Origin of the sequence: Micromonospora sp. DT41 (assembly GCF_049841715.1) — a bacterium.
Taxonomy (GTDB): domain Bacteria; phylum Actinomycetota; class Actinomycetes; order Mycobacteriales; family Micromonosporaceae; genus Micromonospora; species Micromonospora profundi.
Genome location: NZ_JBNCKU010000007.1, coordinates 1 through 12,483, shown reverse-complemented (window position 1 = coordinate 12,483; position 12,483 = coordinate 1). Strand labels below are relative to the sequence as shown.

Genomic DNA, 12,483 nt, shown 5'->3' with positions numbered 1-12,483 from the left:
CGGGTGGTCGGTGACCACGATCGGCGCCCAGCTCAGCGCAGCTGTCACACAGGTACACCAACACGGCGGGCGGCGATCCCTGTGGGATCACCGCCCGCCGTGACGCGATGGTGTCCCGGCTCACGAACCGGAACGCAGCGCTTGTGGAGCTCAGGTCACTTGAGGGTGACCTTGGCGCCCTCGCCCTCGAGCTTGGCCTTGGCCTTCTCGGCGGTCTCCTTGTTGACCTTCTCCAGGATGGCCTTCGGCGCGGACTCGACCGCGTCCTTGGCCTCCTTGAGGCCCAGGCCGGTCAGCTCGCGCACGACCTTGATGACCTGGATCTTCTTGCCACCGTCAGCCTCGAGGACGACGTCGAACTCGTCCTTCTCCGGCTCGGCCTCGGCGGCGGCCGGAGCCCCACCGGCGGCGGCCACGGCGACCGGAGCCGCAGCGGTGACCTCGAAGGTGTCCTCGAACTGCTTCACGAACTCAGAGAGCTCGATCAGCGTCATCTCCTTGAACGCGTCGAGCAGCTCGTCGGTGCTGAGCTTCGCCATATCTGGCGTCCTTTCTAAAGGTTGTCTAAGAACGTGGGTGCGCCGCGGGGCCTCAGGCCGCCTCGGCGCCCTCCTGCTCGCGCTTCTTGTCCGCCAGGGCGGCCGCCGCGCGGGCGGCCTTGGAGAGCGGAGCCTGGAACAGGGCCGCGGCCTTGCTCAGGTTGCCCTTCATCGCGCCGGCCAGCTTGGCCAGCAGCACCTCACGGGACTCCAGGTCGGCAAGCTTCGTGACCTCGGCCGCGGAAATGGCCTTGCCCTCGAAGACACCGCCCTTGATGACGAGCTTCGGGTTAGCCTTCGCGAAGTCGCGAAGCCCCTTCGCCGCCTCGACGACGTCGCCCGAAACGAAAGTCAGCGCGGTAGGACCGGAGAACAGCTCGTCGAGGCCGGTGATGCCTGCGTCCGTCGCAGCACGCTTCGCCAGCGTGTTCTTCGCGACCGTGTAGCTGGTCTCGGCACCGAGCGAGCGCCGCAGCTGGGTGAGCTGGGAGACCGTCAGACCCCGGTACTCGGTCAGCACGGTAGCGCCCGCGCTGCGGAAGCTCTCGGTCAGCTCAGCGACGGCCGTGGCCTTGTCGGCCCGGATCGGCTTGTCCGCCATGTCCCTCCTCTCTCGTTACTCGAGGCTGATCCCCGTACCGGCCGAAGCCGGACGTCAGGCGGAGGCGGCGACAACGAAAAAGCCCCGGCGCAGGGCGCACGGGGCGAGGGCCGGCGGATCGACACGGTCGGCGGACCATGTTCACTGCCGAGTTACGCTTGCCGCCCTACGCGGGTCGCCCGTGTCGCGGGACCTTCGACCGTGCCGGAGCACGGTGACCAGCGGTCTCTGGGTGGTTCCTCATCCGTGACAACACGGATGACGTTTGAAGAGTACGCGCCCACTCCCACCAGCGCCAAATCGCCCCCGGTGAGTCAGGTCACCGGCGCTCCCGCGCGGTCAGCCCCGCGCCCGCCGCCGCCACAGGTAACCGCCGACGGCCGCGGCACTCCAGGCCAGCGCCCACACGGTCAGCCCGACAAGTGTGAGCGCGGCGGCGTCGCCAGCGGTCGTCCGGGCCGCCGCCATGATCGGCGGCGCCAGCCAGGGGACCACCGAACCGCTCAGCCCGAGCACCACAGCGCCGACGGCACCGACGGCAAGCACCGCGACGCCGTACGCGGCGCCGCCCACCGACGCCCGGCTTGCCAGCGCGCCAAGGGCAACCGCCGACGGTACGACCAGCAGGTGCGCCCACAGCCCCAGCGTGAGCCCGGCCAGCAGCGACCGGTCCCCCGGATCGGCCGGGCCGGTGACCCCGCCCACCAGCCACGGAAAGACAAGCGCCACGGCCACCGCCACCAGCGCCGCGACACCGGCCGCGAGCAGCCCGGCCGCCCGTTCCCGGGCCACCCCGACCGTCACCTGGGCGAGGCGGCGCTGCACGTCCGGCTCGATGTCCAGCAGGATCTTGGTCTGCCAGGCGAGCACCGGAAAGAGCAGCGCTGCGGAGACGCCGTACGCCTCAGCGGGCTGGGCCCGACCGCCGCCGTACAGGGTGCCGAGCACGACGAGGCCGGCGAGCAGCGGCGCCAACGCCCGCCCGGTACGCAGGAAGCCGGCAAGCCGCAGCCGGACCAGTGCGTTCACTGCGCCTCCCCCGCCGTCGGCTCGACCACCGCAGCGGCACCGGCCTGCTCGGGCGCCGATCCCGCAGCCGGTCGGATCGCTGGCACAGCGGGATGGACCTGGGCTGTGGCGATGGAGGTGTCGGCGCGTACCCGAAGGATCTGGTGGCCGTCGGCGCGCAACCGGGCGACGGTGTCCGCGACCCGCGCGGCCGGCACCGCGACCTCGACCACAGCGATCCTCTCGTCTGCCGGCGGCGTCTCCTCGGTAAGCGAGCCGTCGGCCACCGACAAGCGTCGCGCGCCCGGCAGTCGGACCGTCTCCCCCCGGTGATCACTGACCAGGACGCTGCCGCCGCCAGCAAGCACCTCGTCGACCAGCTCGGGAACCAGGTCGCGGGTCGCGGCGTCCAGGCCCTCCCACGGTTCGTCGAGGACCAGCAGGCCCGGCCTTCGCAGCATCGCCTGGGCGAGGCCCACCTTCTGCGCGGTGCCTTTGGACAGCTCCGGAAGTCGCACCGCCTGCAACGCGTCCAGCCCGAGCCGTTGCGTCCAGGCCGCCACCGCCTCGTCGGCTGCCACCCGGCCAAGGCCGGCCATCCGCGCCATGCCCGTCAGGTAGCGGGCCACGGTGAAGGGCTGGTCGGCAGGGAAGCGTTCCGGCACCCAGCCCACCCGGGAGGGTCGGTCGGCCACGCGGCCCCGGCCCGGCCGGAGCACGCCGGCGGCCACCTGGAGGAGCGTCGACTTGCCCGCCCCGTTGCGGCCCAGCACGATCGCGACCTCACCCGGACCGATCCGCGCGTCGACGCCCCGCAGCACCCACGGGCCACGCCGGTGGTAGCGCAACCAGACGTTCTCCAACCGCATGGGCCGAGACTGCCACAGCACAGACGCGCCGGGGCGCCGCCACGGTGGTGGCGGCGCCCCGGCGGAGCGAACTGTCGGCTCAGGCCTCGGCCGAGTCCTCAGTAAGGTTCTTCACCAGGTTCGGGTCGACCGGAACGCCCGGGCCCATCGTGGTGGTGAGGATGACCTTGCGGAGGTACTTGCCCTTGGCAGCGGACGGCTTGGCCCGCAGCACCTCGTCGAGCACCGCCGCGTAGTTGTCCACCAGCTGGGTCTCCGTGAAGGAGGCCTTGCCGATGATCAGGTGCAGGTTGGAGTGCTTGTCCACCCGGAAGGTGATCTTGCCGCCCTTGATGTCCTGCACCGCCTTGGTGACGTCCATGGTCACCGTGCCGGTCTTCGGGTTCGGCATGAGACCGCGCGGGCCCAGGATCCGCGCGATCCGGCCGATCTTGGCCATCTGGTCCGGCGTGGCGATCGCCGCGTCGAAGTCGAGCCAACCACCCTGGATGCGGGCGACCAGCTCGTCGGTGCCCACCTCGTCAGCACCCGCCGCGACGGCCTCTTCGGCCTTCGCGCCGCCGGCGAAGACGATCACGCGGGCGGTCTTACCGGTGCCGTGCGGCAGGTTGACCGTGCCGCGGACCATCTGGTCCGCCTTGCGGGGGTCGACGCCGAGGCGCATGGCGACCTCGACCGTGGCGTCGAACTTGACGTTGGTGGTCTCCTTGGCCAGCTTCACGGCCTCGGCGGGGGTGTACAGCTTCGACCGGTCGATGACGTCGGCGGCCTTGCGGTAGCTCTTGCTGCGCTGCATTGCTTATTACTCCTGTGGTCTCTGGCGGGCCGCTCGGAGCGGCCCTCCCACGGTCGGGTCTTCGAAAGGGGGCCGACGTCAGTCGTTGACGGTGATGCCCATCGACCGGGCGGTGCCGGCGATGATCTTCTCGGCCTGGTCCAGGTCGTTGGCGTTGAGGTCGGCCATCTTCTTCTCGGCGATCTCACGCAGCTGGGCGCGGCTGACCGAGCCGACCTTCTCGCTCTGCGGAACGCCCGAGCCCTTCTGCACACCGGCAGCCTTGATCAGCAGCCGGGCGGCGGGCGGGGTCTTCAGCACGAAGGTGAAGGACCGGTCCTCGTACACGCTGATCTCGGCGGGGACGATGTCGCCCCGCTGGGACTCGGTCTGCGCGTTGTAGGACTTGCAGAACTCCATGATGTTCACGCCGTGCTGGCCGAGCGCGGGGCCGACCGGCGGCGCCGGCGTGGCCTGGCCCGCCGGCAGCTGAAGCGTGAACGTCTTGACGAGCTTCTTCTTCGGAGGCATGTCACTTCCTGGGGCTTGGAGCTGGGAAAATGCGGCTGACGCCACAGCGAGCGGGCGCGCACGGTCAGCGCGACGCGACAGCGGCGACGTTCAAGGGTAGCGCAGGCCGCTGCCCGCTCGTCCGCCGAGGTCGAGCGGGAGGGCGTACGCCGACGTCGGCGGCGGGTCGACCCGTCGCCGACGACCGGATCAGATCTTTGCGACCTGGTTGAAGTTGAGCTCCACCGGGGTTTCCCGACCGAAGATCGACACCAGCACCTTGAGCTTCTGCTGGTCGGCGTTGATCTCGCTGATCGTGGCCGGCAGCGAGGCGAACGCGCCGTCGGTGACGGTGACGGAGTCACCGACCTCGAAGTCGAGGACCTTGACCTCCGGCTTCGCCTTCTTCTGCTCGGTCTCGACCGCCGGCGCCAGCCACTTCAGCACCTCGTCGAGGGAGAGCGGCGCGGGCCGGTCAGCCCGGTCCGTCGCGCCGACGAAGCCGGTCACGCCCGGGGTGTTGCGGACACAGGAGTAGGACTCGGCGGTCAACTCCATCCGGACCAGGATGTAGCCCGGGAAGACCTTGGCCTGGATCTGAGAACGCTTACCGTTCTTGACCTCGACCTCTTCCCGGGTCGGCACCTCGACCTGGTAGATGAAGTCCTCCATGTCGAGGCTCGTGATCCGGGTCTCGAGGTTGGTCTTCACCTTGTTCTCGTAGCCGGCGTACGAGTGCACCACGTACCAGTCGCCCGGGGCGTAGCGCAGCTTCTGCCTCAGCTCGGCGACCGGGTCGTACTCCTCGTCCGGCGCAGGCTCGGTGGTGGGGAACTCCGGCTCGCTGGCGGCCTCAACCGACTCGTCACCAGCCGCCGTCGCGACGGTGGACTGCTCGTCCACCGGTCCGGCGGTCTCGTCGTACTCAGGCACGCTCGCTCACTTCCGTCACTATCGGCTCTGGAGGCAGCCGGTCAGTCCGAGTTGCCGAAGACAAACAGCACGACCTTGGCGAACCCGTAATCCAGCAGGGCAACGATCGTCAGCATCACCGCGACGAACGTCACCACCACCCCGGTGTAGGTCAGCAGCTCCTTGCGCGTCGGCCAGATGACCTTACGCAGTTCGGCAACGACCTCGCGGAAAAACCGGGCGATGCGTCCGAACACGCCTACCCGGGACGTTTCCGACCGAGTGGTCGGCCGGCTGTCCGCCGACTCGGCCCGGGCGCGCGACCGCGTCGCGGTGCCGCCCCGGGAGACCGGCTCGTCCTCCGCGCTGGTGGCGTCGTCGTCGGCTGCCTCGTCGACGATCTCGTCGTCCAGACGATCGTCGCCGTCGTCGTCGCCGCGCCGCTTGTTGTCGGCCACTTCGCCCTCCGTCGCGGAATCTCGGGTCGCACGCCGGGTGGCGTACGCGGCGCTGGTCACGCCGGCCGGGCCCAACCGTCCCGCGACGGGCCGCGGCCGGTGGATCAACCGGGGGCCCGATTGCCTCGGAACCACCCCGCCGATGCCACCACCACGGGCCGGACGCCGCCATGTCGGCGGCGCGACCCACGGGAACGGTCAGGCCTGAGGCGCAGGGGTGACAGGACTTGAACCTGCAGCCTGCGGTTTTGGAGACCGCTGCTCTGCCAATTGAGCTACACCCCTGTGCGGCAACACTCGCCCCACGCGGCCACAGACGACCGAGCAGGGGTCACTTGCCCCACGGCGGACCAGTGTACGGGTACCCGCCCGACTTTCCCAACCGGTCTACCCGCCACGCGTGGCGGGTCTGTTTCAGCGAGCCGTCCGGATGGTCGCCCGCGCCTGCGCGAGCACCTTCTCCCCCAGGCAGGTGGCGGTCACATCGAGCCGGGTGAGGCCGTCCTCGGTCACCTCGCGGACCACCGCGGACACCTCGATCTCGGTCCCCTCGTCGTCGTCGGGGACCACCACGGGCCGGGTGAACCGCACCCCGTACTCGACCACCGCGTCGGGCGCGCCGGCCCACTCGGTGACCGCCCGGCCGACAAGCGCCATTGTGAACATGCCGTGCGCGATCACGCCGGGCAGCCCCACCTTCGTGGCGACCCTGTCGCTCCAGTGGATCGGGTTGAAGTCCCCCGAGGCGCCCGCGTAGCGGACCAGGTCGGCGCGGGTCACCCGGAACGTCTTGGCTGGCAAATCCATCTCAGGCCTCCCCGCGTACGACGATCTTGGTCCAGACGGCGACCACCGGCTCACCGGCGACGGTGCTCACGTCGGTACGGGTGGTCAGGAAGCCGTGCCCGCCCCGGGTGGTGACGTCCTCGATGGTGCTCGTGCAGACCAGCTCGTCGCCCGCCACGACCGGCCTGGCGTACGCGAAACGCTGGTCACCGTGCACCACGCGGCTGTAGTCGACGCCCAACGCCGGGTCCTCGAAGATCTGCTGGTTCGCCGCTCCCGCGACGATCACCGGGAAGGTCGGCGGGGCGACCACGTCCGGATGGCCCAGGGCCTGAGCTGCCGCCGGGTCGTGATAGGCCGGATCGGTGGCGCCGATGGCGGTGGCGAACTCACGGATCTTTTCTCGGCCCACCTGATAGGGGGCCGTCGGCGGATACGTCCGGCCGACAAAGGAAGGGTCCAGAGACATGCCGCGAACCTACACGTACAAAACGATCGCCGACCTGGGCGGTCGACGGCGGTCAAGCCGCGTCGGACCGGTCAGATCGGCGATCGGAAAGCTTGTGACGGTGGCCGGCGCGAAGCCGGCCACGAGTCAGCGGGTCTCGCGGTGAACGGTGTGCCGACCGTCACGCGGGCAGAACTTCTTCAGCTCGATGCGGTCGGGGTCGTTCCGGCGGTTCTTGCGCGTGATGTAGTTGCGCTCCTTGCACTCCACACACGCCAAAGTGATCTTCGGCCGGACATCGGTAGCCTTCGCCACGGCGGAGTGCCTTCCTCGCTAACGGAAACAACTACGACGCGTCAGCCTAGACGCTGACTGCGCGGACATGCAAAGTGGGCGCCATTGGCGCCCGGGTTCACGACCACCGGGAACGAGCCCGGAAGACGAGAGTAGCGGTGGCCGGACTTGAACCGGCGACACAGCGATTATGAGCCGCTTGCTCTGCCATCTGAGCTACACCGCCGCGGTGGGTCCAGCTGAACCCTCGAGCCCCCTTACGGAATCGAACCGTAGACCTTCTCCTTACCATGGAGACGCTCTGCCGACTGAGCTAAGGGGGCCTGCGCGATCTCCCCGGGAGGCGCGCAGAAGTAAGAGTACACGGCACCTGCCGGCAGGTGAAATCGGATCCCCGGTGATCCTCTACGCCCAGCTCAGGGCACGACACGAAGGCGCGGAAGCTCCGTACCGGAGATCGCTTCGGGGTCGGCCTGAGCACCGAACCAGGCCGCCAGCCGCTCGTACGGCAGCGGCCGGCTGAACAGGAAGCCCTGACCGATCTCGCAGCCGATGTCCTGGAGAAGCTCCAGGGTCAGCTCGCTCTCCACGCCCTCGGCGACCACGGCCAGGCCGAACTGTTGAGAGAGCGTCACCACCGCGTTGACGATCGCCAGGTCACCCGGGTCGGTCGCCATGCCCTGCACGAAGGAGCGGTCCACCTTCACCTCGTGCACGGGCAGCCGGCGCAGGTGGGCGAGCGACGAGTCGCCGGTGCCGAAGTCGTCCACCGACAGCCGGACGCCGAGATCACGCAGCCGGTGCAGTGTCGGAATGGGCCGGTCGGTGCCGTCCAGCACCCCCGCCTCGGTGATCTCCAGGGTGAGGCGCTGCGCCGGCACCCCGTACTCGGTCAACAGCTCCTGCACCCGGTCCGGGAAGTGCCGGTCGGTGAGCGTACGAGCGGCGAGGTTGACAGCGATGGGAAGCGCCTGCTCTGCCTGGGCCCAGTCCCGGCTCCGCCGCAACCCCTCGCGGAGCACCACCTCGGTGAGCCGGCTCAGCTGGCCGGTGTGCTCGGCCACCGCCACGAAGTCCTCGGGGGCGACAGTGCCGTGGGTGGGATGCTCCCACCGGGCCAGGCACTCCACACCCACCAGCCGCCGGTCCCGCAGTGTCACCTTGGGCTGGAAGTAGACCTCCAGCTCGCCCTGGTCGAGCGCCCGGCGCAGATCGCCGGCCAGACCCAACCGGCGCAGCGACCGGGACTCCAGCGCCGGGTTGAACAGCTGCACGCTGCCCGGCACCGACTTGGCGGCGGTCGCCGCCAAATCCACCCGCAGCAACAGGGTCGCGGCGTCGCTGCCATGATCCGGGTGTACGGCGACACCGACCGCCGTGTTGACGTCGAGGGTGAGCGCGTCGAAGACCATTTCGTCGCGGATCTGGTCCCGCAATTGACCAGCCAGCTCCAACGCCGCTTCGGCGCTCTCCAGACGCAGCGTCACCAGGAACTCGTCGCCGCCGACCCGGCCGACCAGGGCCGACGACGGCGCGCTGGCCCGCAACCTGTTGGCGACCTCGACGAGGACCTTGTCGCCTGCCGCGTGGCCGAGGGATTCGTTCACCTGTCGCAGCCCGTCGACGTCGAACAGCAGCAGCGCCACCACCTCGTCGGGCGCCCCGATCTTGGCCGATTCGTCAAGCGCCGCGATGATCCGGCGGCGGTTGGGCAGCCGCGTCAACGTGTCGTGGTACGCGTCGTGCCGCAGCCGGTCGACAAGCCGCGAATTTTCCAGCGCGACCGCCGCGTGCGCCGCCACCGTCTCGAAGATGGGGATGTCGCCGGGGGCGAAGTGGCCGATGTCGCTGAGCCGGTTCGCCACCTCCAGGGTGCCGATCACGGCCTGCCCGGAGCGCAGCGGCACCACGATCACGTCTTTGATCTCACGGGCGCTGATCTCGCGGCGCAGGGCGCTCTCGTCGCCGAGCAGACGCCCCATCGACAACGTCTTCGCAAGATCGCGCGCCCGCACCCGCAGGATCGCCGGCGTCGGGGCGACGTCCAGCAACCCCGGTGTGTCGACCCGGGCCGTCAACAGCACCTCCGGATGCCGGCCCTGGGCGGGCAGCCAGAGGGTGGCGGACTCCGCCTGCATGAGGGCACGAACCCGGTCGAGCAGGACATCGGCGAGTGCCGCGTCGGCGCCACTGGTGGTGATCAGCCGCGCCAGGTCGTACATGCCGGTGAGGGTGCGGTGCTGCCGGAAGAACTGGGCGTAGGACCGGTAGACAAGGGCGAGAGCGGCGAAGAGGGCAGCAAGCAGCAACGCCGACCACCACGTCGCTTCCAGCGCGATCAGGACGAGCAGGCCGACGGACGCGTTGATCGAGGTGGTCAGGAACACCGACGGTGTGGTCCGTAGGGCCTCCCGGCCAGCCTGCCAGCCCTGCAGGAGCACATGGACGCCGACAACCGAGATGAGGCTTACCAGCGTGATGGTGTTCACCGCGAGGAAGAGGCTGCCCCACGTGCCAGGACCCACGTCGTCAAGCGACGGCAGCCGCAGGAGCAACAGGCTGGCAATCGACGTGGCCGCCGCGGCCTTGGCGACGTTGAACCAGAACTTCGCCGGTGGGAAGCGCTGCGTGGCGCTCCAGATCAACGAGGCGAGCGTGTAGATCAGGACAACGGTCAGCGGCGGCAAGAAGAACAACGCCACGACGAGGGGGATCTCGGTGAGCGTCACGCCCACCGACTGCCGGCGGACGACGAAGTTCAGCACCGGAATGCTGATGCCCGCCATCGCCAGGAAAATCAGGAACGCCAGGCCCCAGTTGCCGAACGGCTCATCGGAGATGACGCTGATGGCGGTGCAACAGAGGACTGCGAGCAGAGCCAGCGGGCCGGTGATAAACCAAGCGTGGTCCGTGGACTTGCGTCGTTGGTCACGCCTGGCCATACCGCTCCCTCGAAGAGACGCCGCCCGCTGGTGCTGCCCTCACGGGCGGCGACCGCGCCAGTTACCGGGCGTCGACGCCCCAGACGACGTCACCCTGGCTCGAACCCCAGACAACGTCACCGTCCTGGCCCGCGCCCCAGACCACGTCGCCCTGACTCGCGCCCCAGACGACATCGGCCAGTTGAGCCTTACCGCCGGACAGGGAGCCGGCGCCCTGCAGTCCACCGAGGACAGCAGCGAGCAAGAGGAGCGAGCCGAGCAGCCGGCCCAGCCTTCGACCAGACATGTTTGCTCCTGTCGGGGAAGTGTCACAGGGATGGTGGAGATTCCACGATCGTGCCACACGGTCGGTACGCAGAAAAGCGGTGAGGGCTGGACCCGTCCGAGCGTTCGCGAGGTTGCACCCTTCGGCCCACTCCGCCTCGACAAGCTGGGCCAGATCAGGGCCCCTTCCTGCGACATCAGCGCTTCACAGAGCGCTTGATGCGACCTTCAGCACAATTCACCCAGGGCACTGGAGCACCCGCCGGCCCAATCACAACCGGTTACGTTCCGTGATTTCCGGAACGGCATGGAGGCGCATCGACGCGGGTCCACGCATCGACCACCATACCCTCTAACGGGCTCGGCACAAGCAAGCGACCGAACCCGTTCGACGCGGGATGTGGATCTTGGCGACGACCAGGAACGACACTGCCCACCTCCTTCCTATCCTTTGGCAAAGGCCGTGCTGCTCGTGGCGGCTGGTGCGGACATCATCGACGCCGCGAGACCAGCCGCCGTCTCGTCGCGGACGTCCGCGTCCTCCGCACACAAGTCGACGAGGCGCGGCAGCACCGCGACTTCAACCTCTGCGAGCTGCTGTCCGCTACGTGACGGCAACCCGGCGCAACGGCAAGACGCGCCTACGCTGAGCGCACCTCGCCCGGCGATACTCCGGAGGGAGCCGTCCCGTGCCATCCGTGCTCGCCAACACCCTCCTCGCGGCCGCTTTGACCGCCGCGCCCATCCAGGTACCCACCGCCGCAGCACCGGCCTATCGCATGGTGGTCCTCGGAACCTTGGGCGGTGACAACAGCCACGCCAGCGCCATGAACGACCTCGGCGACGTGGTCGGGCGCTCGCAGGCCGCCGACGGCACCTACCGCGGCTTTTTCTGGCACCTGGGCCAAATGGTCGACCTCGGCGCCTTCGCACCCACCGACGTCAACAACCAAGGCCAGGTCATCGGCACCCGTGACGGCGGCTTAGGCCCACACATCTGGCACCAAGGTGTCCTGCGGCCACTGGTCGGCCTGACCGCCGCGCCCGTGGCGATCAACGACCGCGGCCAGATCGTCGGCAGCGGCGACACAGGTCCCGTCCTGTGGACGAACGGCCACGTCCGGCCCCTGCCCCTGGACGCGGTGTCCGACATCAACGAGAGCAGCCAGGTCTCCGGCGGCGTACTACACCCGCCGGACGGCTTCCACGCCGCCCTGTGGCACCTTGGACGCGGCACAGACCTCGGCGCCGGCCCCTTCAACCGCAGCAACACGTACGCCCTCAACGACCTCGGCTGGACGATCGGCTGGCAGTTCTCGGCCCAGCAGTACCCGCGCGGAATCCTCTGGCGGAACGGCCGCGCCATGGACATCGGCACCCTCGGCGGCAACACCACCGAGCCGCGGGCAATCAACAACAGCGGCGACATCCTGGCCATGTCCACCGCACCCGACAACTTCGCCCGGCCAGCGCTCTGGCGGCGCGGCGTCCTGCACGACCTCAGCCTCGCCGGGATCAGCAGACAGGGCGAGGTCGTCGACCTCGATGACCAGGGTCGCATCGCTGGGTGGATCCGCCAGGATTCTGGTGTCGTCCGGGCGGTCGTCTACCAACCGCAGTGACGGGCCGACGTGTGCGATCATCTCGACCGAGCTGGCGCCCCCATCCCGATCGCCCGCCCGACGAGGCGCCCCCGGCCACCGCTAACGGAAACGCGATGAATAAGTACCAGGCCACGCCTCTCCAGACACCCACAACGCTCATCGCCAATGCGACGGCGACCAAGCCACCGCCGACACTGCCGCCAACCCAACGCATCGTCACGCGATGATTGAAACAGGCCGCCGTCAGCTGTCCAGGTGTCAACGCCTGTCGAGGTGGGCCGTTGACACCTGAGCGCCTACCTTTCGATGGCGCCTCCGGGATGCCTCGACTGGCGTCGGAAGTGGTAGCAGGCGTGCCCGTCGGGCACCAAGGGGCACAAGATCGACCCGTCAACGATCTGCCCACGACCAGTCGGCAACCGCTGGACTCAGCCAGATCAACGGCGACGGCCCCCGATCAGCATCTCTGCTGG

14 protein-coding genes and 3 tRNA genes are annotated in these 12,483 nt (G+C 69.2%); 1 reads left to right on the top strand and 16 read right to left on the bottom strand.

Annotation, left to right across the window (positions count from 1 at the left end; translation table 11 throughout):
- Positions 1-155: 155 nt before the first annotated feature.
- From rplL to ACLQ23_RS14910, 16 genes are all read right to left on the bottom strand, one after another.
- Positions 156-539 carry a 50S ribosomal protein L7/L12 gene (gene rplL / locus ACLQ23_RS14985; protein ID WP_007465324.1) on the bottom strand — a complete coding sequence of 128 codons (384 nt, stop codon included), beginning with the start codon at positions 537-539 and terminating at the stop codon, positions 156-158.
- Positions 540-591: 52 nt separating this feature from the next.
- Positions 592-1,140: a 50S ribosomal protein L10 gene (rplJ, locus tag ACLQ23_RS14980; RefSeq protein ID WP_053653962.1), complete on the bottom strand. Its 549-nt coding sequence runs from the start codon at positions 1,138-1,140 to the stop codon at positions 592-594.
- 339 nt (positions 1,141-1,479) lie between these two features.
- Positions 1,480-2,169, bottom strand: coding sequence for a hypothetical protein (locus ACLQ23_RS14975; protein WP_425880745.1), 690 nt, complete (start codon positions 2,167-2,169; stop codon positions 1,480-1,482).
- Positions 2,166-3,017, bottom strand: coding sequence for an ABC transporter ATP-binding protein (locus tag ACLQ23_RS14970; protein WP_425880744.1), 852 nt, complete (start codon positions 3,015-3,017; stop codon positions 2,166-2,168). Before ACLQ23_RS14970 ends, ACLQ23_RS14975 begins: the two co-directional genes overlap by 4 nt.
- A 79-nt stretch (positions 3,018-3,096) precedes the next feature.
- Complete coding sequence (gene rplA, locus ACLQ23_RS14965) at positions 3,097-3,813, bottom strand: 50S ribosomal protein L1 (RefSeq protein WP_053653968.1); 717 nt, start codon at positions 3,811-3,813, stop codon at positions 3,097-3,099.
- 78 nt (positions 3,814-3,891) lie between these two features.
- A complete protein-coding gene (gene rplK, locus ACLQ23_RS14960) occupies positions 3,892-4,323 on the bottom strand; it encodes a 50S ribosomal protein L11 (protein WP_053653970.1) in 432 nt (143 codons plus the stop codon).
- 189 nt (positions 4,324-4,512) lie between these two features.
- Positions 4,513-5,235 carry a transcription termination/antitermination protein NusG gene (nusG, locus tag ACLQ23_RS14955; RefSeq protein ID WP_053653972.1) on the bottom strand — a complete coding sequence of 241 codons (723 nt, stop codon included), beginning with the start codon at positions 5,233-5,235 and terminating at the stop codon, positions 4,513-4,515.
- A gap of 41 nt (positions 5,236-5,276) precedes the next feature.
- On the bottom strand, positions 5,277-5,672 hold the full coding sequence (gene secE / locus ACLQ23_RS14950; protein ID WP_053654950.1) for a preprotein translocase subunit SecE: 396 nt from the start codon (positions 5,670-5,672) through the stop codon (positions 5,277-5,279).
- Between the two features lie 212 nt (positions 5,673-5,884).
- A tRNA-Trp gene (locus tag ACLQ23_RS14945) sits at positions 5,885-5,957 on the bottom strand.
- A 129-nt stretch (positions 5,958-6,086) separates the two neighbouring features.
- Complete coding sequence (locus tag ACLQ23_RS14940) at positions 6,087-6,479, bottom strand: MaoC family dehydratase (protein ID WP_355590440.1); 393 nt, start codon at positions 6,477-6,479, stop codon at positions 6,087-6,089.
- A gap of 1 nt (position 6,480) precedes the next feature.
- On the bottom strand, positions 6,481-6,927 hold the full coding sequence (locus ACLQ23_RS14935; protein ID WP_355590438.1) for a MaoC family dehydratase N-terminal domain-containing protein: 447 nt from the start codon (positions 6,925-6,927) through the stop codon (positions 6,481-6,483).
- 126 nt (positions 6,928-7,053) lie between these two features.
- Positions 7,054-7,221, bottom strand: a complete 168-nt coding sequence (gene rpmG / locus ACLQ23_RS14930; protein WP_007073056.1) for a 50S ribosomal protein L33 — start codon at positions 7,219-7,221, stop codon at positions 7,054-7,056.
- A 132-nt stretch (positions 7,222-7,353) separates the two neighbouring features.
- A tRNA-Met gene (locus ACLQ23_RS14925) sits at positions 7,354-7,426 on the bottom strand.
- A 24-nt stretch (positions 7,427-7,450) separates the two neighbouring features.
- Positions 7,451-7,523 (bottom strand) — tRNA-Thr (locus ACLQ23_RS14920).
- A 93-nt stretch (positions 7,524-7,616) separates the two neighbouring features.
- The gene (locus tag ACLQ23_RS14915; protein WP_355590435.1) at positions 7,617-10,142 is read right to left on the bottom strand and encodes a putative bifunctional diguanylate cyclase/phosphodiesterase; all 2,526 of its coding nucleotides are present in this window, start codon (positions 10,140-10,142) and stop codon (positions 7,617-7,619) included.
- Positions 10,143-10,203: 61 nt separating this feature from the next.
- On the bottom strand, positions 10,204-10,428 hold the full coding sequence (locus tag ACLQ23_RS14910; RefSeq protein ID WP_355590432.1) for a hypothetical protein: 225 nt from the start codon (positions 10,426-10,428) through the stop codon (positions 10,204-10,206).
- 667 nt (positions 10,429-11,095) lie between these two features.
- Between ACLQ23_RS14910 and ACLQ23_RS14905 the strand changes: the two genes are divergently transcribed.
- Positions 11,096-12,028 carry a hypothetical protein gene (locus tag ACLQ23_RS14905; RefSeq protein WP_355631951.1) on the top strand — a complete coding sequence of 311 codons (933 nt, stop codon included), beginning with the start codon at positions 11,096-11,098 and terminating at the stop codon, positions 12,026-12,028.
- The last annotated feature ends 455 nt before the right edge of the window (positions 12,029-12,483 follow it).